Annotated in this window: 29 protein-coding genes; 12 read left to right on the plus strand and 17 right to left on the minus strand. The window is 52.3% G+C overall.

Annotation, left to right across the window (positions count from 1 at the left end; genetic code table 11):
* The gene (locus IE073_RS13140; protein ID WP_189586950.1) at positions 1 to 789 is read right to left on the minus strand and encodes a hypothetical protein; all 789 of its coding nucleotides are present in this window, start codon (positions 787 to 789) and stop codon (positions 1 to 3) included.
* 112 nt (positions 790 to 901) lie between these two features.
* Between IE073_RS13140 and IE073_RS13145 the strand changes: the two genes are divergently transcribed.
* Entirely contained in the window at positions 902 to 1,756 is an 855-nt protein-coding gene (locus tag IE073_RS13145) for a phytanoyl-CoA dioxygenase family protein (protein ID WP_189586952.1), read from the plus strand.
* Positions 1,757 to 1,836: 80 nt separating this feature from the next.
* Positions 1,837 to 3,105 (plus strand): serine hydrolase domain-containing protein, encoded by a 1,269-nt coding sequence (locus IE073_RS13150; protein WP_233350090.1) that lies wholly within the window; start codon positions 1,837 to 1,839, stop codon positions 3,103 to 3,105.
* 25 nt (positions 3,106 to 3,130) lie between these two features.
* On the opposite strand, the gene IE073_RS13155 is transcribed toward IE073_RS13150, so the two are convergent.
* From IE073_RS13155 to IE073_RS13165, 3 genes are all read right to left on the minus strand, one after another.
* Positions 3,131 to 4,069 carry an ATP-grasp domain-containing protein gene (locus tag IE073_RS13155; protein ID WP_189586954.1) on the minus strand — a complete coding sequence of 313 codons (939 nt, stop codon included), beginning with the start codon at positions 4,067 to 4,069 and terminating at the stop codon, positions 3,131 to 3,133.
* Between the two features lie 50 nt (positions 4,070 to 4,119).
* Positions 4,120 to 5,622 carry an alanine/glycine:cation symporter family protein gene (locus IE073_RS13160; RefSeq protein WP_189587121.1) on the minus strand — a complete coding sequence of 501 codons (1,503 nt, stop codon included), beginning with the start codon at positions 5,620 to 5,622 and terminating at the stop codon, positions 4,120 to 4,122.
* 316 nt (positions 5,623 to 5,938) lie between these two features.
* Positions 5,939 to 6,709 carry a DUF2161 domain-containing phosphodiesterase gene (locus tag IE073_RS13165; RefSeq protein WP_189586956.1) on the minus strand — a complete coding sequence of 257 codons (771 nt, stop codon included), beginning with the start codon at positions 6,707 to 6,709 and terminating at the stop codon, positions 5,939 to 5,941.
* A 131-nt stretch (positions 6,710 to 6,840) separates the two neighbouring features.
* Between IE073_RS13165 and IE073_RS13170 the strand changes: the two genes are divergently transcribed.
* The 8 genes from IE073_RS13170 to dnaA all read left to right on the plus strand — a co-directional run bounded on the left by IE073_RS13170 (position 6,841) and on the right by dnaA (position 13,772).
* The gene (locus tag IE073_RS13170; RefSeq protein ID WP_189586958.1) at positions 6,841 to 7,242 is read left to right on the plus strand and encodes a YidB family protein; all 402 of its coding nucleotides are present in this window, start codon (positions 6,841 to 6,843) and stop codon (positions 7,240 to 7,242) included.
* Positions 7,243 to 7,370: 128 nt separating this feature from the next.
* Positions 7,371 to 8,456: a heat-inducible transcriptional repressor HrcA gene (gene hrcA, locus IE073_RS13175; RefSeq protein WP_189586960.1), complete on the plus strand. Its 1,086-nt coding sequence runs from the start codon at positions 7,371 to 7,373 to the stop codon at positions 8,454 to 8,456.
* Positions 8,457 to 8,496: 40 nt separating this feature from the next.
* Positions 8,497 to 9,186 (plus strand): nucleotide exchange factor GrpE, encoded by a 690-nt coding sequence (locus IE073_RS13180; RefSeq protein WP_233350094.1) that lies wholly within the window; start codon positions 8,497 to 8,499, stop codon positions 9,184 to 9,186.
* Between the two features lie 4 nt (positions 9,187 to 9,190).
* Positions 9,191 to 10,030 (plus strand): bifunctional DNA-formamidopyrimidine glycosylase/DNA-(apurinic or apyrimidinic site) lyase, encoded by an 840-nt coding sequence (gene mutM, locus IE073_RS13185; RefSeq protein WP_189587123.1) that lies wholly within the window; start codon positions 9,191 to 9,193, stop codon positions 10,028 to 10,030.
* A gap of 115 nt (positions 10,031 to 10,145) precedes the next feature.
* Positions 10,146 to 10,454: an RDD family protein gene (locus tag IE073_RS13190; RefSeq protein ID WP_189586962.1), complete on the plus strand. Its 309-nt coding sequence runs from the start codon at positions 10,146 to 10,148 to the stop codon at positions 10,452 to 10,454.
* A 98-nt stretch (positions 10,455 to 10,552) separates the two neighbouring features.
* Positions 10,553 to 11,329, plus strand: coding sequence for an enoyl-CoA hydratase (locus tag IE073_RS13195; protein WP_189586964.1), 777 nt, complete (start codon positions 10,553 to 10,555; stop codon positions 11,327 to 11,329).
* A gap of 157 nt (positions 11,330 to 11,486) precedes the next feature.
* Positions 11,487 to 11,750 carry a 30S ribosomal protein S20 gene (rpsT, locus tag IE073_RS13200; RefSeq protein ID WP_189586966.1) on the plus strand — a complete coding sequence of 88 codons (264 nt, stop codon included), beginning with the start codon at positions 11,487 to 11,489 and terminating at the stop codon, positions 11,748 to 11,750.
* Between the two features lie 504 nt (positions 11,751 to 12,254).
* On the plus strand, positions 12,255 to 13,772 hold the full coding sequence (dnaA, locus tag IE073_RS13205; RefSeq protein ID WP_189586968.1) for a chromosomal replication initiator protein DnaA: 1,518 nt from the start codon (positions 12,255 to 12,257) through the stop codon (positions 13,770 to 13,772).
* A 55-nt stretch (positions 13,773 to 13,827) separates the two neighbouring features.
* Here the strand turns inward: dnaA and IE073_RS13210 are convergent, their stop codons facing one another.
* From IE073_RS13210 to IE073_RS13220, 4 genes are read right to left on the minus strand one after another with little or no spacing between them, the layout of a single operon-like run.
* Positions 13,828 to 14,001, minus strand: a complete 174-nt coding sequence (locus IE073_RS13210; RefSeq protein ID WP_189586970.1) for a DUF4177 domain-containing protein — start codon at positions 13,999 to 14,001, stop codon at positions 13,828 to 13,830.
* Between the two features lies 1 nt (position 14,002).
* The gene (locus IE073_RS14180) at positions 14,003 to 14,188 is read right to left on the minus strand and encodes a hypothetical protein (RefSeq protein WP_233350095.1); all 186 of its coding nucleotides are present in this window, start codon (positions 14,186 to 14,188) and stop codon (positions 14,003 to 14,005) included.
* Complete coding sequence (locus tag IE073_RS13215; RefSeq protein WP_189586972.1) at positions 14,181 to 14,348, minus strand: type II toxin-antitoxin system antitoxin; 168 nt, start codon at positions 14,346 to 14,348, stop codon at positions 14,181 to 14,183. The genes IE073_RS14180 and IE073_RS13215 overlap by 8 nt, the downstream gene beginning before the upstream one ends.
* Positions 14,349 to 14,353: 5 nt before the next feature.
* The gene (locus IE073_RS13220; protein ID WP_189587124.1) at positions 14,354 to 15,211 is read right to left on the minus strand and encodes an SPFH domain-containing protein; all 858 of its coding nucleotides are present in this window, start codon (positions 15,209 to 15,211) and stop codon (positions 14,354 to 14,356) included.
* Positions 15,212 to 15,403: 192 nt separating this feature from the next.
* On the opposite strand from IE073_RS13220, the gene IE073_RS13225 reads away from it, so the two are divergent.
* A complete protein-coding gene (locus tag IE073_RS13225; RefSeq protein ID WP_189586975.1) occupies positions 15,404 to 16,033 on the plus strand; it encodes a MarC family protein in 630 nt (209 codons plus the stop codon).
* Between the two features lie 41 nt (positions 16,034 to 16,074).
* On the plus strand, positions 16,075 to 16,806 hold the full coding sequence (locus IE073_RS13230) for a lipoyl protein ligase domain-containing protein (RefSeq protein WP_189586977.1): 732 nt from the start codon (positions 16,075 to 16,077) through the stop codon (positions 16,804 to 16,806).
* Positions 16,807 to 16,867: 61 nt separating this feature from the next.
* On the opposite strand, the gene IE073_RS13235 is transcribed toward IE073_RS13230, so the two are convergent.
* The 9 genes from IE073_RS13235 to IE073_RS13275 all read right to left on the minus strand — a co-directional run bounded on the left by IE073_RS13235 (position 16,868) and on the right by IE073_RS13275 (position 25,012).
* Entirely contained in the window at positions 16,868 to 17,005 is a 138-nt protein-coding gene (locus tag IE073_RS13235; protein ID WP_189586979.1) for an entericidin A/B family lipoprotein, read from the minus strand.
* 69 nt (positions 17,006 to 17,074) lie between these two features.
* Positions 17,075 to 17,797: a DUF2853 family protein gene (locus IE073_RS14185; RefSeq protein WP_233350097.1), complete on the minus strand. Its 723-nt coding sequence runs from the start codon at positions 17,795 to 17,797 to the stop codon at positions 17,075 to 17,077.
* A 164-nt stretch (positions 17,798 to 17,961) separates the two neighbouring features.
* Positions 17,962 to 18,438: a DNA starvation/stationary phase protection protein Dps gene (dps, locus tag IE073_RS13245; RefSeq protein ID WP_189586981.1), complete on the minus strand. Its 477-nt coding sequence runs from the start codon at positions 18,436 to 18,438 to the stop codon at positions 17,962 to 17,964.
* Positions 18,439 to 18,553: 115 nt separating this feature from the next.
* The gene (rpsP, locus tag IE073_RS14250; RefSeq protein WP_189586982.1) at positions 18,554 to 19,027 is read right to left on the minus strand and encodes a 30S ribosomal protein S16; all 474 of its coding nucleotides are present in this window, start codon (positions 19,025 to 19,027) and stop codon (positions 18,554 to 18,556) included.
* A 78-nt stretch (positions 19,028 to 19,105) separates the two neighbouring features.
* Positions 19,106 to 20,722, minus strand: a complete 1,617-nt coding sequence (gene ffh, locus IE073_RS13255; protein WP_189586984.1) for a signal recognition particle protein — start codon at positions 20,720 to 20,722, stop codon at positions 19,106 to 19,108.
* Between the two features lie 316 nt (positions 20,723 to 21,038).
* Complete coding sequence (gene rplT, locus IE073_RS13260) at positions 21,039 to 21,416, minus strand: 50S ribosomal protein L20 (RefSeq protein WP_189586986.1); 378 nt, start codon at positions 21,414 to 21,416, stop codon at positions 21,039 to 21,041.
* 32 nt (positions 21,417 to 21,448) lie between these two features.
* Positions 21,449 to 21,649: a 50S ribosomal protein L35 gene (gene rpmI / locus IE073_RS13265; protein WP_189586988.1), complete on the minus strand. Its 201-nt coding sequence runs from the start codon at positions 21,647 to 21,649 to the stop codon at positions 21,449 to 21,451.
* Positions 21,650 to 21,854: 205 nt separating this feature from the next.
* Entirely contained in the window at positions 21,855 to 23,276 is a 1,422-nt protein-coding gene (locus IE073_RS13270) for a DUF1501 domain-containing protein (RefSeq protein WP_189586990.1), read from the minus strand.
* Between the two features lie 11 nt (positions 23,277 to 23,287).
* A complete protein-coding gene (locus IE073_RS13275) occupies positions 23,288 to 25,012 on the minus strand; it encodes a DUF1800 domain-containing protein (protein ID WP_189586993.1) in 1,725 nt (574 codons plus the stop codon).
* Between the last annotated feature and the right edge of the window lie 68 nt (positions 25,013 to 25,080).

Genomic DNA, 25,080 nt, shown 5'->3' on the forward strand with positions numbered 1-25,080 from the left:
TTACGGGACGATAAAGCCGATCGAGTCCAATGGCGCACCTAGACGCTCCAATTTAAACGCGCTTTCTGTTCGCTTGAAATTTGGACCAAAATAACCGCGACAGATTTCGTATGGGTGATAGCAATAGCCGAGCTTTTCAGCGTCATAATATTTCAACCCTAGATCATAGCCTGGCATTGCCGCCCGTATGATCGGCATATGTTCTTGTTCGAAATAAGCTTCCTGCTGCTCAAAAATGAACCGAAGAATTGTATGGTCTATGTTCATACCACCCTCCAATGTGGAGCGGTCCATGACGTCTAACTTTTGATGCAGAGACGACGCAGTAGCAGCCTCATCAATAAAAATTCTAAGCGCACGGTCAGTTTCTGGGAAATCACGCAGAGAATAGGAAACGCCTTTAATGTGCGGCATGTGCGTCTCAATCGCGTCATTAAATCGACCTAGGTCAGACCATATATTTTTCAAATCGCCCTCACAGACATCTTCTTTATTCGGATCAAATCCGGTGTTTTCACCAATCCAGAACCGTAAGACTTGCCTTTCACGCCATCGATCATGAAACGACTGCGCCGATAGCATTTGAGGGCAATTTAAGGGCTCACCTGTCCCGATAATTTTTGGCGTTTTATGTGACGTCACCCAGCTGGCATCGACGACGTTAGGTGTCGGGTCCACGACTTCAATTGCGGGAACCTCCGACAACACATCACTCGAGGTTTCGGTTTCAACCTTACATCCAACCGCCCCGAACAAGAGAAGGCCGAACCAAACTGCAGTGGATGTCATCCGCATATTCATGAGGTTTGAGCTTATTGGCGATCGGACCATTTGTCGACCCGCAGGCCCAAGTGGTTTGATTTCACCTTGGCGTTTCTGCCTTTGTTGATAAGCTACCGTCATGAGCCCACGCATTGTTACATCTGAAACTATTACCTCCGATCTATCTGGGCGATATAAATCAACGGCGGGGTCACAGGCGAATGTTGACCCCGGCAAAGTCGATTCAGCTCTGCAAAAGATTAACCGCGACGGCTTCATCATTATCGAAAACCTCTTCTCACCCGACGAAATGGACGCCCTCAAAGCCGATGTGGAGCCGCGCTTCAAACATGAGGCAGGGCGCAATAATTTCGAAGGATTAGCGACCCAACGCCTCTATACAATGATGGCAGAAACGGACATCGCGAACCCGATGGTGGAACATCCTTTGATCTTGGGTTTGCTGGACAAAATATTTGAGCCGAATTATTTATTATCGCAGTTACAAGTCATCAACATCCATCCCAATGAAGCCGCGCAGCCGCTGCATTATGACGACGGATTTTATCCCTGGCCCAGACCCCGCCGCGCGTTGGGGGCCGCGACAATCATTGCCGTCGATGATTTCACCGAAGACAATGGCGCGACAATCTTAATTCCGAAATCTCATCTCTGGGGGGATCGCATGCCCACGGCAGACGACAAAGCCACATCTATTAAAGCCGTAATGCCCAAGGGGTCAGTCTTGTTTTTCCTTGGCACGCTCTGGCATGGCGGTGGCGCGAACCAAAGCAACAGCCCCCGCATGTGTCTGACTGCCCAATATTGCGCGCCCTTTTGCCGAACGCAGGAGAATTTTTCGCTCTCCGTTCCAAAGACGCGTGTCAAAAAATTTTCGGCAAATATTCAACGCTTACTAGGTTATTCCATTCATCCCCCTTTTATGGGCATGGTCGAAGGCAAACATCCGCGGCGCGTGCTGAAAGACCTTTAGCGCCACTGGAATAATATTTTCCTTTGGCGCAACGCTCGCTCTCCCCTACAGTTTACCAAAAGCCAAAGGGGAGACAGGCAATGTTACGGAATTTCGGACTCGGCATCATGCTCGGCTTTGGGGCCTTAACGCTCGGGGCCTGCGACGCCCCGCGACAGGTGACTGCGCCACAAGTCAAATTTGATGCCGCCGTCGTAGATGTCGCCCTATCAGAGTTAGTTTCTGACGGCGCGGTTATGGGAACATCGGCCCTCATCTACCAAAATGGCCAAGAGGTCTATTTCGGCGCTTTCGGACAAGCCGATGCCGAAGTTGGCCGCCCTTTTCGACGTGACACATTGGCCGCAATCTATTCCATGACCAAGCCCGTCGCGAGCGTGACATTAATGTCGCTTTATGAGGAAGGCTTGTTCGACCTGGAGGCGCCATTGGCCGATTACCTGCCCGAATATGCCGATGTGAAAGTCTATGCCGGCCAAAATGAGGATGGCAGCCTCATTCTGGAGCCCCCGACGCGTCCAATTAAAGTCATTGATATTTTTCGCCACACGGCATGTTTCGGATATGGCTGGGGAGATGATCCAGTTTCAACCGCGATGAATAAGGCCGACATTCTGAACCCGTCCAAACCTCTGTCTCAATTCAGTCAAGAGCTGGCGGCGCTGCCCCTATATTGCCAACCGGGCAGCGAGTGGAAATATAGCGTCTCCGTCGATGTCCAAGCCCGCCTCGCCGAAGTTCTCACCGGACGTGTTTACGAAGACCTCGTGCAATCGCGTGTGCTGGATCCGTTGAAGATGACAGAGACCGCCTATTTCGTGCCCCCGAGCGAGAAGCCGCGCCTTGCCGCACATTACACGCCCAACAAGATGGGAGGGCTCACGCGTATCCCTGATCGTGAGATTTATAGCTTCTACGACGAGAAGCCCGTCCAAATTGGCGGGGGTTCGGGTCTAATTTCGACGCTGGATAATTACATGCGCTTTGCCTTGATGCTGCAAAATGAGGGCAGCTTTGACGGCGTTCAAATCCTGAAGCCCGAAACCATTGCGTTGATGACAAAAGACCATTTGTCTCCCGACATCACAGAGCGGTCCTTTTTGCCGTTCAAGGGCCAGATGGGATTCGGCCTAAATTTCGCCGTACGCACAGCCCCACCCGTGGACGCGAAAGAACCTTTTGGCGTGACGGGCGAGTTTTTCTGGGACGGCGCAGCCAGCACGCTGTTCTGGGTCGATCCAAAAAATGATTTAACCGCCGTCTTCTTTATTCAGGTCCAACCCTTTGACGGCGTCTCCCAAGCCAAATTCCGCCGCGCCGTCTATGATGCTTTGGAGTCAATGCCTTAGAAATGAAAGCAACCAAATACGTTGCTTAAGCTACATGCCTCGCAAAAACATCCGCCATCTTCTTCTGCGCCGCTACCTGCTCCCGCAGCCCGAGGCTCAACACGGGCATGCAGGTTTTGTTGACGTCTACGATGTAGATTTTGCCGTCGTGTTTATCGCGCATCACGTCGAGGGCACCGAAATCTAGACCCATTTTTTCGCAGAACGCGTGAATTAAATCGATCTCCTCACCCGAGAAAACTGCCTCCGCAGATTTGATATCGACATTGAGGTAATGCGTGCCGAAGCGATCATCCACCGGTTTGTACTTGTGATAGACGAGCGCGATTTCACCGAGGACATAGGCGACGCGCAAATCCTCTGACGTGGTGCCGTCGAATGTACTGTCGATGAGGCGTTGATAGGTTTGGTCGGCTCTGACCTCTGAGCTAGCAATGGGAAAATCCATTTCTATGCCATCATGGGTGCCATTGCTGTTGGATTTGCGAATGCCACGCCCCACATAGATTGTCGGGTCGATGCGTAGGTTGTAACCAAAGACAGATTCAAAAACTTCGGCCACATGATCTTTGGAAATATCATCAATGCGGTGATTGATCAGGCGTGTGTCTGAGCCGTCCGCGAAGTTTTTATCATATTCCGAGAAAGTTTTGTCCTCGAAAATAAAGGTATAATCGGCGGTTGAAACATCGTCGGTAAATTTAAATCCCGCTAGCTGCGTAACGTACCAGATATTATACCATGGCCCCGGCGTTTGCGGATGGAAGGCTAACGTGCCTTTAGCCTTGGGACGGGTGAAGACATGTTTGAGCTGTCGGGCTTTGAAATAGCCATAGAGTTTCAGGACTGCCCACGCGCTTTTTCGGAAGGGCTTGTCAATCGCAATGACCGCCCCCGTCGAGGCGATATGCAGGTGGCCGTTTTCGAAACGTATCCCGCGAAAATAGTCTGCAAACCGAGTCATAGGATTCGCGTCTAAATCAATCCCGAACAAATCCGAACATCAATTTAGCGTTAGGCGGCCGTGTTCTCTCGCGCGATCTTTTGCGCTTTGTCTTTCGCGTCCCAATAGACTTTCAAATCCGCTTTGACTTCGGGGGCCATAATATAAAGCCCGATGAGATTTGGGATCGCCATGACAAAGATCAGAGCATCCGCAAAATCCAAAATCGCTTCGAGTTTTACGGCCGCACCGATGACGATGAAGATACAGAAAATGAAACTAAAGACGCGTTCCTTGTTTTTGGACTGGCCAAAAATATAGGTCCACGCTTTCGTCCCGTAATAGGCCCAGGCCAGCATGGTCGAGAAGGCGAACATGATCGCAGCGAAAGACAGCGGCACAGGCGACCAAGGGATCGAATTTTCGAAAGCCGAAGATGTCAGCTCAATTCCCGCGACACCCCCGCCCATGAGATAGTCCGTCGGGAAGGCCGTCAAAAGGACGAGACCCGTCAGCGTGCAAATCACGACGGTGTCGATGAAAGGCTCTAGCAAGGAAACAAAACCTTCTGTTAGCGGCTCATTTGTCTTCACGGCGGAATGGGCAATCGCGGCCGAGCCGATGCCCGCTTCGTTAGAGAAGGCAGCCCGTTGGAACCCGATGATCATGATGCCCAAGACGCCTCCTGTAACACCTTTCATCGTAAAAGCCCCGACGAAAATAGAGGCGATCGCGGCGGGTACGCGCGCACCGTTCATGGCGATCACAATAATCGCGCCGATAATATAGAGCAGGATCATAAAGGGCACGAGGCGCACGGTGACCCTGGCGATAGATTTAATACCGCCAATGACGATCGCGCCGACAACCACGGCCAAGATCAAACCCACGAGCCAGCCTTTGTCAGCGAGGGCGCCCGCCTCTCCACCTGTAACTTGCAGGAGCTGCACATAGGCTTGGTTGGATTGGAACATGTTGCCAATGCCGAGACAGCCGATCACAATACTGATCGCGTAGAACATGCCGAGGAATTTGCCGAAACCTGTCATGCCGCGTTTGGCGAGGCCATGTTTTAAATAATACATCGGACCGCCCGACACACTGCCATCGGCGTTCTTCTGGCGATATTTAACGCCCAAGGTACATTCCACAAATTTCGTCGTCATCCCGATCAGACCTGCGACGATCAGCCAGAAAATCGCGCCTGGGCCACCGGCAGAAACCGTAATCGCAACACCCGCGATATTCCCAATTCCTACCGTTCCCGACACAGCGGCGGTCAAGGCTTGGAAATGCGAAATTTCGCCCTCATGCAGAGGGTCTGCGAATTTTCCTCGGACAATATTCACCGCATGTTTGAAGCCGCGCACATTGATAAAGCCGAGATAGCCAGTGAAAAACACCGCCCCAAAGATCAGCCAACATACGATCAGCGGCACATCCGCCGTCCCAATGCGCACAGAATAGAAAATGAAAGCCGACAGCTTGTCCGTGATGGGTTGGACGTTTGCATTGATCGCTTCGTCAATTCCCGCCGCCGAAGCGGGAACGGCCATAAACGCGACGCTGATCATCAACAGCACCCGCAACCAGAAAGACGCGAGATTAGAACCAGAACGGTCTATGTCACGGCTCGGTCCAATATTGCCAGAGAGGTGCAGCCCATCGCGTGTCATTCTTTACCTTAAAGCCTTGCGATCGCCATTCCAGAGAAGGCCTGACAACACAGACATGAATTTAATGTCAAACCAACTCGCCGACCAAAAGGCGAGATGGGAGATCCGAACGACACACATATATTCGCGCGCTCAAGAGTATAAGCAACGGTACATGGCTGAGATCATATGACCATGATCAGATGCAGATTAATCTTATCCAATCAATCACGCGCTACATCATCGACGCGACTTCATCCGCAAAGCCTTCCAGCGCCTTTGCGCCTTCGGGTGTGAGGCCATAGACGCCGCGGTCTATTTTTTCGAACCAGCCATAATGGTTCGACGCCATACAATTTCGGGCTTTCTCAAAGCCTGCCATTTTCGCAACATAAGCTGCTTTACAAGCCCCTTCATCGTGCAAAACTTTGGCGCAGCGAAGCGCGCCTTGACGGTAAGATGTCATCATGCCGGATGACGTCATGCCGCCAGTATTGGGATCACCATGGCGGTTTTCAAACTCGGAGATGAGCTTCGTCTTACGGGCTTTGATCTTTCGCGGCGTAAAGGGTGCAGGGTCACAGTGAACCGTAATCGCTCCGTCGGAAAGACGGACGGTTATTAAACCGATCCCCAAACGACGGCAGAGCATTTTGTTTCGGCGGATCGCGACCAATGCAGCTTTCCCCGTTTTGCGCGGCACAGCAATATAGACTTGGTCGGTCATGGACTGACGGTTAATCGCCTGATGAAAAAGGGAGAGCGTGAAGCCTGTCTTTAACTCGATAATAATTGGGTCAGGCGCGTCTTTGGCCAACGGGTCGGCACAGGGTAGCAATGCCACCATGTCCGCAGCGCCCACTTCCCCTTTGACTTGATATCCTTGGGCTTCGAAATGGGCCTTCACTGGACCGTAGAGGTCTGTCTCTTTAATCGCGGGTTTCGCAGTTCGTTTTTTGGCGGCTTTAGCGATGGGTTTAATTCCTAAAAGAGCGTCTGAGCCCATCTTAGAGGGTTCACGCCACGACGTCATCCCGTCAGTTGGGTTACGTTCAGCTATGATGGTTTAAGAGGACATACGGGTTAAGATTAATCGAGGTCGAACATCTGCCTCACCCCGAACTGAAAGATATGAACATGGACTTTATGAATCTTGCAAAAGGTATGCTGGCTGAAAAAATTGGCGGCGATAGCGCAGCCATCGGCGGCGTGATGGATAACCTTCTCGGCAGTGGCGACAAGGTCGACATCGGTAGCCTCTTGGGTAGCTTCAAAGAAAAAGGTCTTGGCGATGTAGCGTCGTCCTGGTTGGGCGACGGCGCGAACGCGCCTGTATCGGCTGATCAACTCAAAGAGGTTCTAGGCGGACAGCAAGTTGCACAAGCTGCAGCCCAACTTGGAACCGATGAGGGCTCCCTTCTGAACGGTCTCAAAGACGCGCTTCCACAGCTGATTGATCAAGCCAGCAGCGGCGGGAAACTCTTGGACTCCGTTGGCGGCCTCGGCGGTTTGGCGGGCATGGCGAAGAAATTCTTCTAAACCTCCCCAGGTATTGAATACGTACTAGTTTTACACAGAGGCGTGCCGGAAACGGCGCGCCTTTTTTGTCCGAGAATATGCGACCAAAGGGATTGAAACCCTGTCGTCTTGCCCACAAATAAGGGGCGATGTCGAACCCTTCCACATTTGCACCGTCCTTTTCTCTGGCGGATATGGATATGCGCGCACGGGACATTTTCCGTGACGTTGTCGAAGGTTATTTGGAGACAGGATTGCCTGTCGGATCCAAGACTTTGGCTTTATCGGGCGGACGGTCTTTGTCTCCCGCCACGATACGTTCTGTTATGGCGGAGCTGTCGCGATACGGCCTGCTTACCAGCGCCCATGCCAGCGCGGGACGTGTGCCGACGCAAGCAGGATTGCGCCTCTTTGTGGATGGTTTGCTGGAAATTGGCGATATCGGCAAAGCCGAACGGAATACGGTGGAAGCCAAACTCGCCGCAGCGGGTCAAGACCCCGAAGCCTTGATGCAGAATGCCTCCGCCATGCTGGCAGGGCTGACGGGCGGCGCAGGTTTGGTGCTGGCCCCGCTTTCTGGCACGCAGGAACGCGCCCTCCGCCATGTCGAATTTGTCAATCTGGATGGCGATCAAGCATTGGTCGTGCTGGTCCATGAAGACGGCGCAGTGGAAAACCGCATCATGGCGCGTCCAGCGGGCCTTTTACCCAGCAGCTTGGAACGCGCCGGCAATTTCCTATCAGCACGCCTGAAAGGCCGCCGCTTATCCGAGGCCCGCGAAGACGTACTGGCCGAGATCGCCGCAGGTGAAGCCCAAATTGATGTTGCCGCCGCGACGCTTATAAAAAAAGGCTTGGCGGAATGGTCAGAGCCAGAAGACCGACAAAGACGCAGTTTGATTGTCCGTGGACAGTCCCACTTACTTGACAATTTAGAGGCTCGAACCGATGTGGAGCGCATACGTCAATTATTCGACGATTTGGAACGTAAGGAAGAGCTGATCGACCTGATGGACCGGACTGAAGATGCCGATGGCGTGAAAATTTTTATCGGCTCAGAGAACCCTTTGTTCTCTTTGTCGGGTTCGTCTGTTGTGATCGCCCCCTACCGCGATCAACAGTCGAATATTTTGGGAGCTTTGGGCGTGATTGGCCCAACACGATTAAACTATGCGCGCGTGATTCCGATGATGGATTATACGGCGCAATTGCTGGGTCGCCTGCTTCACCGCTAGGCGTGCTTGGTCTAAAGAACGGCAAAAGAGAGAGACACCCATGACAATGGCTGACAATACACCTGCTGAGAATGATGGCCCTAAAGATGAGTGGGACGATCTGATTGGTGAGATCGAGTCCGAGAAATCGGCATCCAAACGTCGTGCTGCCGTCCAAGCGGCTGCAGATGACATTTTGAAAGCGGCTGGAAAATCCGTCCCCGAAACAGAGCCGCATGATGGCGATGAGCAAGCCCCTGACGCGGGCGCCGCTGCGGTGGCCCGTATCGAAGAATTAGAGTTGGAGCTTGCGACGCTTAAAGACCAAGCCCTACGCGCTATGGCCGAAGCAGAAAACGTAAAACGGCGCTCGGAAAAAGAAGTCGCGGCCGCGCGCATCTTCGGCATTGAGCGCTTCGCCAATGACGTTCTGTCCGTTCATGATAACCTCTCCAGCGCGCTGCAAAGTCTTGAGGGTACAGATAAAACGGAAATGGGTGACAAGGCCAAGAACTTGGTTGAAGGTATTGAGCTGACAGAAAAGAACCTGATGGCGGTCTTGGCGCGTCACGGCGTGACCGCGGTTCCGGGTGTCGGCACAAAATTTGACCCGAATGTCCATCAAGCCGTTGCCAATATTCCGTCATCAGAAGACAAAGGCAATGTGGCGACAGTTATGCAAAATGGCTTCAAAATCGGCGACCGCACATTGCGCGCCGCCATGGTCGCCGTGAGCACAGGTAAGGCCTAAAGCTATTCCAGAACTCCCCGAAGTCGAAACAGTACGGCGCGGACTTGCGCCTGTGATGGAGGGCGCGGTGTTTGACCGCGTCACCCTAAACCGTCCCGACCTGCGGTTTCCATTTGGGGATGACTTTATATCCCGCATCCAAGGGCAGCGCCTTGTGCGCCTGAGCCGCCGCGCAAAGTTCCTACAGGCGGAGCTGTCTTCAGGTGAGCGGCTGTTTATGCACCTCGGCATGAGCGGGCGGTTTATTATCGACGGCGATAATCGGCTAGCAGACTTCACCCATGAACACGCGGCCAATACAAAACACCATCACGTCGTTTTCAAAATGGATAGCGGTGCAACGGTGACCTTTAACGACCCGCGTCGATTTGGTTTTATGGAGTTGGTCGGAGTCGATGAGCCCTACCGCCTGGACCATATCGGGCCAGAGCCACTCGGCAATAGTTTCAGCGGCCCTGTTTTGCGTGAAGCCCTCAAAGGCAAGAAATCCAAAATCAAAGCCGCGCTGCTAGATCAACGCGTCGTCGCAGGATTGGGCAATATATATGTCTGCGAAGCCCTCTACCGCACAGGTATCAGCCCCCGCCGCGCCGCAGGCCGTCTCAAGGTCGCCGAAACGGACGCCTTAGCGGGACATATCAAAGAGGTCTTGCGCGCCGCGATTGAAGCCGGCGGTAGCTCTCTGAAAGATTTCAGCAATACAGACGGCAAACTCGGGTATTTCCAACACAGTTTTGACGTCTATGGCCGCGAAGGCGACCCTTGCAAAACCTGCGACGCGCCGATCAAACGCATTGTGCAAAGCGGACGGAGTTCGTTCTTTTGTGGGACTTGTCAGGGGTGAGCCTGTCAAAACAGACACCCACCGAAATATCCGCGCCCCTTTTACGACGATGGTATGCAGCCCTATTTGACATTTCATTATTCGTGACGTTTGTTTGTGGCCTGCGGTCACAGTCTTGAATGGCGTCATAGCGTTTGACGGGTTTGCTAAAACGATTTTAGGCCTCACCTGGCTGATTTATAATTGGAGCCTCCAGCGTTTTACAGGCGCAACCCTTGGGCAAAGACTGTTTGGCTACCGTATTGTTCCGACCGGAGGTAAATCCCCACTTTATCTTTTGCGTGTCATCTTAGGCTATTTTGGCTTCATCTGGTCAATCTACACCCTTGTGTCTGATATGAAGTCGACGGACGACATCTATTGGTGGGACAAACGCTCCCGCACGCGCGCGTTGCTCATGAAGAAACCTGACCCGCCGTATTGAAGCTTAACGCAACATAACCTCCCGATTGCGCTTCCCTCGCCATCGCGCTATGCGCCCCGCTACATAATTGCCTGATACATAAAGAGAGCCTCTCCCATATGGCCTATGATAATATTGAAGTGACCCGTGACGGCGCTGTGGCGACAATCCAATTGGACCGCCCCAAAGCTTTGAACGCATTGAATGTTGCGATGATGAGCGAGCTCGCCACGGCTCTAGCAAAACTCGAAGCTGACGATACGGTTGGCTGCGTGATCCTGACGGGTCACGATAAAGCCTTCGCTGCGGGCGCAGACATCAAAGAGATGATGGAAGACGAATATCTCGATCTCTATAAAAACGACCGTTTCGAGCAGTTCCACATGGCGACGGAACGTTTCCGTAAGCCAATCATCGCTGCCGTGTCTGGCTATGCGCTGGGCGGCGGCTGTGAGCTGGCGATGATGTGCGATATCATCATTGCCGCTGATACGGCAAAATTTGGCCAACCTGAGATTAATCTGGGCGTGATGCCAGGCATGGGTGGAACGCAGCGCCTGCTACGCGCGGTCGGGAAATCCAAGGCCATGGACCTGTGCCTAACGGGTCGCATGATGGACGCTGCAGAAGCCGAGCGCGCAGGTCTTGTTTCGCGCATTGTGCCTTTGGATAAGCTGATGGAAACAGCCAAGGAAGCGGCCGCTAAGATCGCGAGCCAAAGCCAACCCATCGCGATGATGACCAAGGAAACCATCAATGCAGGCTTTGAAATGAGCCTAGAGCAAGGCATCCGCCTTGAGCGTCGTACATTCATGTCGATGTTCACAACCCATGACCAAAAAGAAGGCATGGCCGCCTTTGCTGAAAAGCGGAAGCCACACTTCAAAAACCGCTAGGTCAGACGACTGAACACTCTGGGTCACAGCCTATTGACGGACCGCTTAGGCCCCTATATATGCCCAGCAGATTTTGACACAGCCCGCGTCACCGCGCGGGCTTTGTGTATTGATAGATAAGCCCCCAGATGGGCCGACCGAGTAGAAAGAGACACACATGGCAAATACGTCCTCCGCCAAGAAAAACGTTCGTAAAATGGCTCGCAAAACAGCCGTTAACAAAGCTCGCCGTTCATCCGTGCGAACTTTCCTTCGCCGCGTCGAAGAAGCGATCACAGCTGGCGACAAGACAGCCGCGACTGCAGCCCTTCAGCAAGCCGAACCGGCCCTGATGCGCGCTGTTTCCAAAGGCGTGTTCCACAAGAACACAGCCAGCCGCAAGATTTCCCGCTTGAACAAGCGCGTCAAAGCGATCGCATAAGCGAACCCCGCTTCACAATATTTGAAAAGACCGGCCTCAGGGCCGGTTTTTTTATGCCTGAAATTTACATTCCTCTAGGGCCTAGAGCGTGGCGCTCGGGCTGTCCTGCCGACCGATTCTTAGCTAGAGGCCCTTCTCCTATCGACAAGGTTGCACCAAGCGACGACACGCCGAGAGTCAAGAAATATTCGGCAGAAAATTCTGCATTTTTTTTTCGAGAAAAATGGTTGCGATTCAATGCTCTTTTTGAGTCAAGAATAGAATCGGCTCCGAATCGAATTTTCTCACGTTGACGCTATGAAAATGGACTGGTTAATAGGGGTCAGGGAATGAGACTGCGGGGGCAAGGCTCATCACTGAGGGGACGTCCTCGCATAGTTTGGCCAGACAGCCATTATGTTGGGATTCCATATATATACTAAGGGTTTCAAGGGCTTGAACTGTTTTTCGAGCCGCAGGTTTCGTGCGGCTTAATTTTCAGGGAGGTTCGCAAAGGGTTTTGGCATGGGTAGAGTTGCAGATAATATGACGACAGCGAAAGCACCTGATCTGTACACTGGCGAACCACCGCTACAATCAGCCCACAACACGTGGAAACTCGTCAAGACAGATCTAGCTTATGCCTTGGGACCAAATGTCCACCGGTCTTGGACAGGACGTCTTCATATTACCCAAGCTGATGAGAGCGTCGTTACACTTTCCGCCCCAACCCGCTTCATTGCTTCGAAAATCGAAACACAATTTGCAGATACGGTGCGACGTCTATGGGACAAGCATGATCAGGTTGACCCACCGCGTCGCCTAGCCTTCGCCGCCAATCCGTCTGCCGCGGTCCGTTCAACCGCGGCTATCCCTGGTCCGAAAGCGGCATCAGAGCGAGCGGCACCGGCGCCAGCGCTCCGGGGTCAGCCTTCGGCACCCATCAGCCCAGTTGCTGCGACGCGCCCTGCACCGTCCAAGACGAGCGAAAGCCCGAGAGACCGCTTTACATTTGAAAATTTTGTCGTGGGTGCGTCTAACGAACTCGCCATGGCCGTTGCGCGTCAAGTCGCCAGCCAAACTGGCACAGGTCGTGCTCCGCAATATAACCCCATTGTTATTCATGGTTCCAACGGCATGGGGAAAACCCATCTTCTTTATGCCATCGAAACCGCCATTCGCGATGCAAACCCTGAGAAGCGTATGCGCTTTATCTCAGCGGAAGATTTTGTTTCGACCTTCGTCGCCAGCGTGCGCGGTCAGGGTCGTGAAGGCATGGCGGCCTTTAAAGCCAGCCTGCGTGATGTGGACTTGCTTGTCATTGATGATGCCCACTTCATCGCCGACAAACCCGGCAGCCAAGAAGAACTACTGCACACGCTAGTCAGCTTGGTCGATAGTGGAAAGCAAATCCTCATCGCAGCGGACCGGCATCCTGATAAAATCGAGAAGGCTTCAGAACGCCTCAAGAGCTATATGTCTTCGGGCCTGGTCTGCAAGATTGGCGCAGCGGACTATGAGCTACGGTTACGCATCTTGGACCGCCTTATCGCGCGGCGTCGGGCGAGTGGACATCTCGATTTGGCAATTCCGCAAAATGCACGCGATCATTTGGCCGCGCGGATGAATGCAACACCTCGTGATCTTGAAGGCGCCTTCAATCAAATCGTCGCCCAAAGCGAATTCTTGGGGACAGCGATCACGCTGGAAAGCGTTCAAGAAACCCTGTCAGACTCCCGCTACATGATGGGACAACGCCTCACGGTGGATCGTATCCAACGCGCTGTCTGCGAAGTCTTTTCGGTGACGCCAACAGATATGGTCAGCAAGCGACGCGCCCGCATCATTGCACGACCCCGTCAAGTTGCGATGTATCTGTGTAAGAAGCTGACGAAACGGTCCCTGCCCGATATTGGCCGACGCTTTGGTGGGCGTGATCACACAACGGTTATGCATGCGGTCAAACGTATCGACGCCCTGCGGGCTGATGACCCTAGCTTTAATGCCCAGATCGAAGCCGTGGAAACCTTGCTGAAGGCTTAAACCTTCAGCGGAGATAGGTGGGTCTTTGAAGTTCTGTTGCGGTCAGTGAAGAAGGTTACTTTGGTCGCTTCAAGTAGAAGACGCTCGGATAGGCATCGGTTTTCACGTGGTAGCATTCCCAACCCTGAAGACCCCAATTATTGAGAATGGTTTCGCTCTTTTTTCGAATCCCGTCACCCGTCATACCTTGACCGCCTTCGACAATTTTATATTCCCATTTGTCAGACATCTTAGGCCCCGCGTTTCAGATACAGACGTTGTGATGTACCATAGGGCAAAGCGGTGACAAGTTCCCACCCTTCGAGGCCTAGACGCGTCAAACGGTCTTGAATTTCAGCATCCTGTTTTTTTAATTTTGTAGTCCACACCGAAACTTTTACGGTTTCGACTCTATACTGCCACCGTCCATTACTCATCTTCTGTCTCCGTTTTCAGTCGGCCCTGATGTCGCAAAGCTTCCCGCAGCGCCCATTCAATCTGGCCGTTGAGAGAGCGCAAGTCATCGGCGGCCCAAGCTTTCATTGCGGCCAGCACCGGAGCGCTGATCCGCAGTGGATATGATTTTTTTTCTGCCACAACCTTTAGTAGAGGGAGCCAGTGTTGACGATCGGCTGGGTGGCTTTGTCAGAACAGAGAACCACCAACAGATTGGACACCATCGCCGCGCGGCGTTCGGCATCTAACTCGACAATATCCTTTGTCGTCAACGCTTCCAAGGCGTCTTCAACCATGCCGACAGCCCCTTCGACAATGAGTTTACGCGCCGCGATAATAGCGCCAGCTTGTTGCCGCTGTAGCATCGCGCCTGCGATTTCTGGCGAATAGGCCAAATGGGAAATGCGGGCTTCGATAACATGGATGCCTGCTTTGGCGAGACGGTCTTGAATTTCATCGCGTAGGCGATCTGAAATCTCTTTCGGGTGGGACCGTAGGCTAATATCGCCATCACTATTCTGATCATAGGGATAACTTGTCGCCATGGCGCGGATGGCAGCTTCGGACTGGATTTGAACAAAGCTTTCGTAGTCATCGACGTTAAAAACGGCTTCAGCGCTGTCATTGACCTCCCAGACGACAATCGCCGCAATTTCAATCGGGGAGCCTTCCAGCTCATTGACCTTCAATTTTCCACTTTCAAAGTTGCGTACCCGAAGGCTGATTTTCTTTTTTGTAAAGAAGGGGTTGTTGAACCGTAAGCCTGATGTGCGGACAGTCCCGATATATTTCCCAAATAAGGACAGCACGGCGGATTGGTTAGGCTCGACTTTATAAAGACCCGAAAACCCAACCAGAAGACATGCGATCCCTAAAAATAACACGATCAACTTTTGCCATTTGGCATCCAACCCAACAACCGCGAATGCGGCGGCCACTGCAATAGCGATCAGTAGGAATAAGAACGGTATTCCGCTCACGGATTTGACTTCTTTTTCTCGAATATCAGCCATTTTTCTCTCCTCTAAATTTATTTTCTCAACATATGTAAGCCTGGCACTGACTATAATGTGATATCTTTTTCATATCATATTATTGAAAATCGATAAATGTCAAGACGTTATTCAATTTGGAATACGCATATGATTTCGTCTTTTGGGGTGGGAGACAGGGCTTCAATCCGCTAAGCGCCTAATATGTTCGAAACCGCCATATTCGTAAGCGCCTTCACGACGCTTTTTGTGATTATTGACCCGCCCGGCTGTGCGCCGATTTTCGCGACACTGACAAAGGGTACAACCCGTAAACATCAGCGAGAAATGGCGTTTAAATCCGTAGGCATTGCCGCGATTATTTTGATCGGCTTTGCCTATGTGGGCGAATGGCTGTTTGGAAAACTGGGTATCAGCCTCGATGCTTTACGCATTGCAGGCGGAATTATGTTGTTCATCATTGGTTTGAACATGGTGTTTGAGAAACGCACGGAGTCACGCGAAGACCGCGCAGAAGAAATGCTGGAGGAGATTGAGGATCCCGAAGATATCTCTGTTTTCCCAATGGGCATTCCAATGATTGCTGGGCCGGGCACGATGGCGACCCTCCTGATCCTCATGAGTGATAATCCTTCGCATGCAGGACAGTTAGCTATTCTCGCCGCTCTCATTCTGACTCTGATTATTACATTAGTCACCTTTTTGATCGCAGGCCCATTGATGAAATTAATGGGCAAGAGTTTTACGGATGTACTTACACGGGTCTTGGGAGTTTTGCTGGCTACATTGGCCGCTCAATTTATTATCGATGGCGTCAAAGGTGCGTTATTTTAACGTAAAATGCTCTCCGCATTCTTTTGGTGCGTAAATAGGGCATGCATTTAAAATCTGTCACAGCGCCACCTAAATCTGAACCTCGCCTCGGTTCGGCTTATTCGCAACTACCCATGAACTGGGACATTCCTCTCCCCGATGGGTCATCTCTGGCAGATTATTATAGCTGGGAAGAAGCCCGACTGAACGCCATGCGCGCAGGAGAAGTCAGTCCCTTGGCTTATGTCTGGGTGCCCGCACGATCCATCTCTCTATCACGACGCGAAGCCGCACGTTTAGACTTGCAACGATTTAAAGACGAACCTTTGGCAATTCGCGGGACGGGGGGAACTGCTGTCCCGCAGGGTCAGGGTACCGCAAATATCACGCTCTTTACACGGCACGACCGCGCCCCTGGAATAACGGCATTTTACCAGCAAATGTGCGGCGCGCTAATGCGTGGTTTTGAAGCCATAGGTTTAACGACGACGATCGGGGCAAAATCTGGCTCGTTCTGCGACGGTGACTTCAATCTTTTGTATAAAGGACAAAAGTTAGCAGGCACGGCGCAAAGATGGTGCCGGGCACAGAATGGGCAGACCTTGGGATGTCATCACGTCGTCGTCTTAACAGGCGGGAACCCAGCTGAATTGTGCCACCGCATCGAAGCCCTTTACGCAGCGGCCGGTGCGGTCGAAACCTACTCCGCAGATGCACATAGCGACCTAGCTATTCAGATTACCGACCTAAGGGCCGCCATGCAGGAGCCTTTGAGCCACCTCGTGGAATCATGATTTCATAAAATGAAAAAAGCCCCGATCGCAAAATCGGGACTTTTCATAATACTGGAAGAAACTACTTCGCGGCGTCTTCGATGGCTTCGCCTGTGCTTTCGATATCTTGGCCTGCGCCTTGTATCGTATTGCACGCGGTCATCGACAGAGCTGACGCCGAAATAACGGCGATGCTGATCCATTTAGCGACATTCTTCATATTAAATCTCCGTGTTGCGATACCTAAATAACCCTCGAGGTCTGAAGTAGTTCCCACGGTGGCGAAGAATTATAATGTGCCCAGCGCACCTTCGTTTTTCGCCAAGAGATAATAAAATGTCACGCGCGACTTCATGCGGTCTACCTTCATTGTCTCGCAAACAGCCGCAACTTTGGCCTCCAGAGCCGCCATGTCCGCTTCAACGCCGAGCTTTTTCAATAACCATGCTTTTGCGACTGTTTCGCGCTCTGTCGGATCTGTACACGCCACAAATTTCCCGTCGCGAGAGCTGAGCGCCACGCCGAGGTGATCGACAATCTTCTGAATATGGAGTGCGTTAAGGTCCGCATCATATTTAGATGCGCCGTCTACATAAGCAGCGTATTTATCCTTAGATAACGTTTTCACTTGGGCTGCTTTCGGTTTTGTCGCAGAGGTTTTTTTGGTCTTTGTTTTCGGCGTGATATCTGTCGCCATATCCGCGCGCTTGGCAGGTTTGGTTTTTTTGACAATACGGGTTGGCTTCACATCTACAGTGATTGGGCCGTCGGATTTAGGCAAAAAGTCGCCAATTTTTTCTTTAGCGGCATCGAGGGCATCAATTGCGTCAGCCTCAACTGTCTCGCCTTTGACAACAAGATATTCGCCCAAGGTCTTCAATTGGCTCAAACGCATCTGAGCGCGTTTCTGCGCAAATTCGAAAGCCAACACATGCGCCCCAATGTAGGCGCGACGGGTGCGCCGTGCTGTGGTCAGAACCGCGTTCAAGGGTGTTTGTTTCGCAATTTCCATTGGGTAAATCTCTTTTAGTGATGAAGGGCGGCGTTAGGTCACCAGCAACTAAGCTCAAAAATTAGAAACCGCGCCCTAAGGCGTATTTATGCATGACACTAAAAAAAATGCCCCATCCCACCAAGTGGAACGGGGCTTAATTTGATGCCAATTATAAAGTTGGATTAAGCGTTGTGGGCGCCAATAAACCACGCGTCTTTGTCGACTTCACGGCTAATTTCCGTGAATAGATCCGCTGTGTCTTCATCGCCATTGTCACCAGCTTTAGCAATGCCATCTCGGCACATCGCACCGAAATCCATGAAACGCTTTGTCAGGGCTTCGACATGGTCTTTTTGGTCTGTGATGTCTGCAGGATAGGCTTCCAAGCATGTGTTCTTAGCAACCTCTTGCGTGGTGCCATGTGTCTGGCCGCCCAAGATTACGAGACGTTCTGCGATCGTGTCAGAATGCTCATAGGAGCGGGTTGCAACTTCGTCGAGCAGCTCGTGCAGACCGATGAAGCTTGGACCTTTAATGGTCCAATGGGCTTGTTTGACGGCAAGTTGCAAATCGATCGCTGCGGCCAGTGCGGGCTTGAGCAGATTGATTGAGGATTTGCGGGCGTCGGCGTCTAAATTACTTACATAATGCTCGGGCATATTGGCTCTCCGTAATGATGAATGTCTGCCTAACATACGGGTGAGCCACCTAATTCGTTCCAAAAAAAAGCCGCCCCCGAAGGAGGCGGCTTGATCATTTGCCTTTAGAAAAGGCCTACTCTTCAGCAGGTGTTTCTTCTGCGGCTGGCGCTTCTTCGGCGGGTGCTTCAGCAGCAGCCTTTGCAGCGGCATCAGCAGCTTTTTTGGCTTCAGCAGCAGCTTCTTTCGCTTCTGCTTCTGCAGCAGCGCGGGCTTCGGCTTTTTCTTTACGCTCTTCGATGCGCTCAAGCGCTTTTTCGCCTGGCTTACCTTTTTCTGGGTTATTGCCAGCTTTCCATTCCCAGAGGCCAGCGGCACCGAGGAAACGTGCAACGCGCTCTGTTGGGCGCGCGCCTTTTTTCAACCAAGCTTGGACCTTTTCAACGTCCAATTGGACGCGCATTTCGTCGTCTTTTGCAAGCATTGGGTTATATGCACCAACTTGTTCGATGAAGCGGCCATCACGTGGCGCGCGGACGTCAGCGGCAACGATACGGTAGTAAGGGCGTTTTTTTGCGCCATGACGCGCGAGACGAAGTTTAACAGCCATGAGAGTTTTCCTTTGGTTGGCAGTTCTAAAATTTGGTTTTGTTAGGCGTAGTCTTTTTCAATTAAATGTCTGGTTTAATTATTTCTTTTTTCCGAAGGGCGATCCCAATCCCGGGAGGCCTCCGCCACCAAGGCCGGGAAGCTTTGCGCCGCCTAGTCCAGGTAATTTTGGTAATCCGGGCATACCGCCCATTTGTTTTTTGAGCGCTTCAAGTTGGGCTGGGTCCATTTTGGACGGGTCAGGAAGCCCCCCGCCGAGACCGGCTTGGCTGGCTTTGGAACCTGGCATCATACCGCCCATTCCACCCATGCCGCCGCCCATGCCTTGCATGGCTTGCATCATACCTGCCATTCCGCCTTTGGACATTTTCTTCATCATATCCGACATTTGGCGATGCATTTTCAGCAGCTTATTGACTTCCTGCACGCTCATGCCGGAACCCGCAGCGATACGTTTCTTGCGGCTAGCTTTCAACACGCCAGGGTTTTGACGCTCATGCGGTGTCATCGACAAGATTATTGCTTGTTGCTGCTTCAGTAGCTTGTCATCGACGCCGCCTGCGGCATCGAGTTGTTTCTTCATTTTACCCATGCCTGGCATGAGTTTCATGAGGCCGCCCATGCCGCCCATTTTTTGCATTTGGCCGAGTTGTTTCGCCAGGTCGTCCAGATCAAACTGGCCCTTGCGCATTTTTTCTGCGGCGAGGGCGGCGTCTTTCTCATTGATAACTTGTGAGGCTTTTTCAACGAGGGAAACAATATCGCCCTGCCCCAAAATTCGGCCCGCAAGACGTTCAGCATCAAAGGCTTCGAGCCCGTCGAGTTTTTCACCTGTGCCGAGGAATTTGATCGGAAGGCCTGTGACCGCCCGCATTGACAGCGCAGCGCCACCGCGACCATCGCCATCAATCCGCGTTAGGACCAAACCCGTGAGCGGAAGGCGCGCATTAAACCGGTTGGCGGTTTCAACGGCGTCTTGGCCTGTCAAACTATCGGCGACGAGAAGCGTTTCAATCGGGTTGGTCGCTTTCGCGATCGCCTCGACTTCATCCATCAATTCGTCATTGACTGTGGTGCGGCCCGCCGTATCGAGGAAGACGACATCATAACCGCCCTTGGCACCTTCGGACATCGCGCGCTTCGCAATTTGTAGCGCGGTTTCGCCTTTGACGATGGGCAAGAACCCTGTCCCGGCTTGTTCAGCCAACATACCCAGTTGATCCATCGCAGCGGGGCGGTTGGTATCGAGAGACGCAAAGAGAACTTTTTTCTTCAACGCTGTGCGAAGATATAGGCCCAGCTTACCCGTCGTGGTCGTTTTACCTGAACCCTGAAGACCCGCCATGAGGATCGCAACCGGCGGACGACCCGCGAGATTTAGTGCGTTCGCTTTTGCGGCTTCGGCTTTATCAGCATCATCATCGGACAATGTCCCGCCGAGCATATCAATGAGGGCGTCATTAACGATCTTGACGACCATTTGGCCCGGCTTGATCGATTTGATGACCTTTTCACCAACAGCTTCTTTTCGGACTTTTTCGACAAATTGTTTGACAACCGGCAGGGCGACGTCGGCTTCCAGCAGCGCAATACGAATTTCGCGCATGGCTTTATTGACGTCTGATTCTGAGAGCGCACCGCGCCCGGTCAAACCGTCAAATACATTACCTAGCTTATCACCAAGGGCTTCAAACAAGTCTTTTTCTACCTTTCAACAGGACAACGCAAAATGCCGTGGCGAACGAAACTCGTCGGCCACGGTACTCCGTCTGCATCCTGCACAGCGCGGAGCGCAGGGTTAAAACTGCGCGAATGCGGGGCCATTACGGACAAATGAGAGAACTGTCAACCATTTGCAGGCTGGCGCCAAACCTTAGGATTGGGGCGCAACGGCGGTCGTGCTGGCGCTGACCCGCGGCACTTTTTGGCATGCGATGTCGGGACCCGCCTTTCTTTAGGCAATAAAAAAGGCCCCCTCACGGGAGCCTTCAATATTCGAAATGTGCTTAAGCTTACGCTTTGACAGTGTGCGGCGCAGATGCGTGCTTTTTCGCTGTCTCTACGAGAGCGGCAAAAGCTTCTGGCTCATTGCCTGCCATGTCAGCCAAAACTTTACGGTCAAGGTTGATATCCGCTTTGTTCAAACCATCCATGAAACGACCATAAGTCATTCCGTGAAGGCGTGTTGCAGCGTTAATACGCTGAATCCACAATGCGCGGAACTGACGCTTTTTCAGTTTACGACCAATATATGCGTACTGGCCGGCTTTTTCGACGGCCTGGTTCGCGATGCGGAAGGTATTCTTCCGGCGACCGCGATAGCCTTTGGCGCGTTTTAGGATTTCTTTATGACGTGCGGACTTGGTTACGCCGCGTTTGACTCGTGCCATGATAATTCTCCGGTATTTAAGTAGGGCGGCGCTTAGCCGTAGGGCATGTACTTTTTCTTGATGACCTTAGCATCACAGTCCGCAAGGACTGTGGTACCGCGAAGCTTACGAATCTGGTCATTCGTCCGCTTGATCATGCCGTGGCGTTTGCCAGCCTGGCCTGCTTTTACCTTACCGGATTTGGTAATCTTGAAGCGCTTTTTCGCGCCTGACTTCGTCTTCATTTTGGGCATTTCGGTCTCCATTTATATGGGTTACCTCGCGAATAAAGTGCGGATAACCTAGCCTTTCGAACGATCAGGCATGCCATTTAGCCTAATGCGTTGCGTCACAACACAGGTCGTGAAGGCGGGCGTATAGTCCCCTCTCGCCCCTTTGGCAACCCAAACGCTACAGCTGATGCAGGTTTGGCAATCGCAGCGATTGGACATCGGATAGTTAGGCGAAATCTAACGCGGATCGATCAAAACGCGATAGGTTCGGGAATATGCCCGCCAGTTCGCCATCGTCTAAACCAAACCACCGACCAAGTGTGGCGGCGTGCTGTTCCACAGAGGTTGTAGGGATTAATCGCCCACGACGTCGCGTATATTGCGGGTGGCCTGTATCGATCTCAGGAACGTCCCCATATATCTGACCACCACGGACGGAACCGCCCAACACAAAATGATGACCACCCCAACCGTGATCTGACCCATCGCCGTTTCCGACCATCGACCGACCAAAATCACTCATAGTGAATACAAGGACATCATTCCAAAGACCTAGCTCAACCATGGCAGCGCGAAACGCCAGCATCGCGTCGTTCAACTTTTGATGCCGCTCGGGTAAGTTCTGCGCTTGGGAATCATGCGTGTCATAACCCCCTTGAGCGGCGTAAAAGACCTGACGTTTTACATTAAGGGGCCCACGCAGCGACATAGCTTGCGCCACGCCTCCCAATTGACGGCCCAGATTTGTATTAGGAAATATTGTCCCCAACGGCGTCGCGCTCGCAGCGCGCTCTGAATAACTAATTTGATTATCAATGCCGCGCGCCGACATTCCGCTGGCGTCTTTCCGGAATAAGTTGGTGTGATCCGCGGACTGTTTCCGCAGGTAAGCGTTTAGCTTGGTGCGAGCTTCATCGCTGTCGTCGCCGCGCCCCAAATGAGAACGAATACGATCAGCATCCAGTGTCAATCGTTGGCCCGCCCGTGGCACGCGAAAAGCGCGGGCACGATCCCCCGCCAGGAATACGTCTGATGTAGTGGCCGTGATCGCTGCGTATAACGGGTTAGCGGTCGCGTCAGACGCCAGAACGGCATCGGCGAATTGTCCACCCCAGCCCTTGCGTGCCCCTTCCGTGCTCAAGGACATCCATGTCGATTGCTGATCATTGTGAGAGAAGATGCGTTTGGGCAAGCTAACGCGCCCTGTTTCAAAGTCATCGCGGTTTGCAGGCTCCAATAAAGGTCCGACATTGCCCACGATGGCGGCATCCCCCGCATTGAACATATCCTGCACGGCGGATAATTCACGCGGCAGACCAAAGCGCCGACCATTAAATTGGCTCGCATTTTCTACATTTAGCTCAAGAATGTTCTCGCGATGACGCGAGCTTTGCGGGTCGTCTGAATTATGGCTGGCGAAGATACCTGGGCGGAACCCCTTTAGAGCGTCATAGCTATCTTGGTCTTTCGGAAGCAGCGTATCACTATGGTCCATGCCGCCCTTGAGCATAATGCCAACAATTGCTTTATATCCGCTGATATTTGCCGCTTGGGCTGCGCCGTGACCCAAAAAAGAAAGACCCATCGTCGCGCCCGCAAATCCGAGCGTGGAACGGGTGATGAATTGACGTCGATTATAATATGTCATGGTTCGCGCCTCTAATTCTGAACAGCGTAAGCGGCCGAAGTCACAATCATCAGGATTGCGGTCTGGACACGCTTACGGCGTTCTTCTTCGGCGTCATCGCCATCAACAATTAAGGTCGACACAACATCGACAATTTCGGCTTTCGTTGCTTCTGAAAGCTGTCCCGCCGTCAGTTTAACATTCAGGTGGTCCACCAAAGTTGCGGCGTCATCGGCGAGATTAATTTCTGTTGTGAAGTCGGGTTGAAAGCCAGGGTAACGGTCTGGGTCGTCGGCGGGGCGCATGATGTAATGCGTCAGGAAATTCGTAAAGCCGAGGGAGGCGCCCTCATTCACGATCTGAAACTCAGGGGCGGAAAGTTGCGCCTCTCCCGTCTCTGAGCCAGGCGCGATAAAACCGGGACGGTAGAAATTAAATACCGAAGCGCTTCGCAGCGGGTGCTGTCCCAATCTCTCATTCGGGTCGCTGGTGTTATTTAATCGCCATTCCTCCCACACATCGATGTCTTTGGCGCCGAACGCCCGGGTGTAATGAACGAATTTTAGAACAGGCTCTCTGACTTTCCCTTCATTTGTATTCTGGATGTCGTCATGTACCGACTCATCCAATAAAATCGCGGCAATCACGGCTTGAAGGTTTCCACGATCTCCGACACCAAAATCCTGACCATTTGGCGCGCGATATCGTCCGGCCTCAAACACCTCGGCTACACGCCGCACATAGTCAGGCGAGGGCGATGAAGCGGTAAAACGCTGGATCAGTTGGCGAGAGATAAAGGGCGCAACATTCGGATGGTTGGCGATCGTGTCCAATGCGATTTGAATAGATTCATCGCCCTTTGTGTTCTCAGGAATTGTCACACCCAAAAATGTCTTTTCCAATTCGGAATGTTCCTCATCGAACATTTTCAACCGTTGGATTGACCAATCCTCAACATGATCCCGAGACTTAAAACTTGATCCCTCCCCCGACAATCCTGTGAAAACCCGCGCCAACCCGATGATATCCTCATTGTCATAGGTCTCAAGCTCCCCAGCTTTGGGCGTTCCATCTAATTCTAATTCTGTCAGACCGATGGAGAAGAGCTGTAATACCTCACGAGCATAATTTTCGTCGGGCATACGGCCTGAGCGTTCATCGCCTTTTCTGTTGCGGTAATAAGTCAGATATCGGCTCATCGCGGGCGAATAGGTCACCTCTTCCAAAATAGACCGATAATTTCCGAAAGCCTGATCGCTCAGAATATCCGCGTAGTGAGCGGTCATAAATCCACGGTCAGAAAAACTATTCGTGGAGATTACAAAAATCTGGGACAGCGCGAACGTCATTCGCTGGCGCAATTGATCATCTGCGGTGAGTAAAGTTTGCCACATCATGCGACTGTGGTTTTGGTCCGTGTCCTGACTCGTTCCATATCGCGCCTGCATTTGCGGTAACGTCAAGGTCGCAGGTTTGCGCATCTCGTTGACGATCCAATCCGCCGCATCGGTTCCGACAAGCGCGTCGATTTGCGCATCTGTTCCACCAAAACCAGCCTGCATGAGAAAACGGGCCGCTTCTTCACGGGTTTCGAGATTTGTGTAGGGTTTCGTCGCGGGCGCGGGTGGCGGCGTGTCGCCTCCTGTCGCGGGTGTTGAGAGTGAAGACGGAGGCGATGATCCGTCGCCGCCGCCACAAGCCGCTAGAAATGATGCCGCAAATAGTGTTCCGAGAACAAATTTTAGTTGGTATCTCACCCGCAATCTCCCAATCGCCCCCCAGCCTTCGGCAATGGGCTATCGGAATAGGATTAAATACGGCTTAA

The organism is Litorimonas cladophorae, from assembly GCF_014652455.1.
In the GTDB taxonomy this organism is placed as follows: domain Bacteria; phylum Pseudomonadota; class Alphaproteobacteria; order Caulobacterales; family Maricaulaceae; genus Litorimonas; species Litorimonas cladophorae.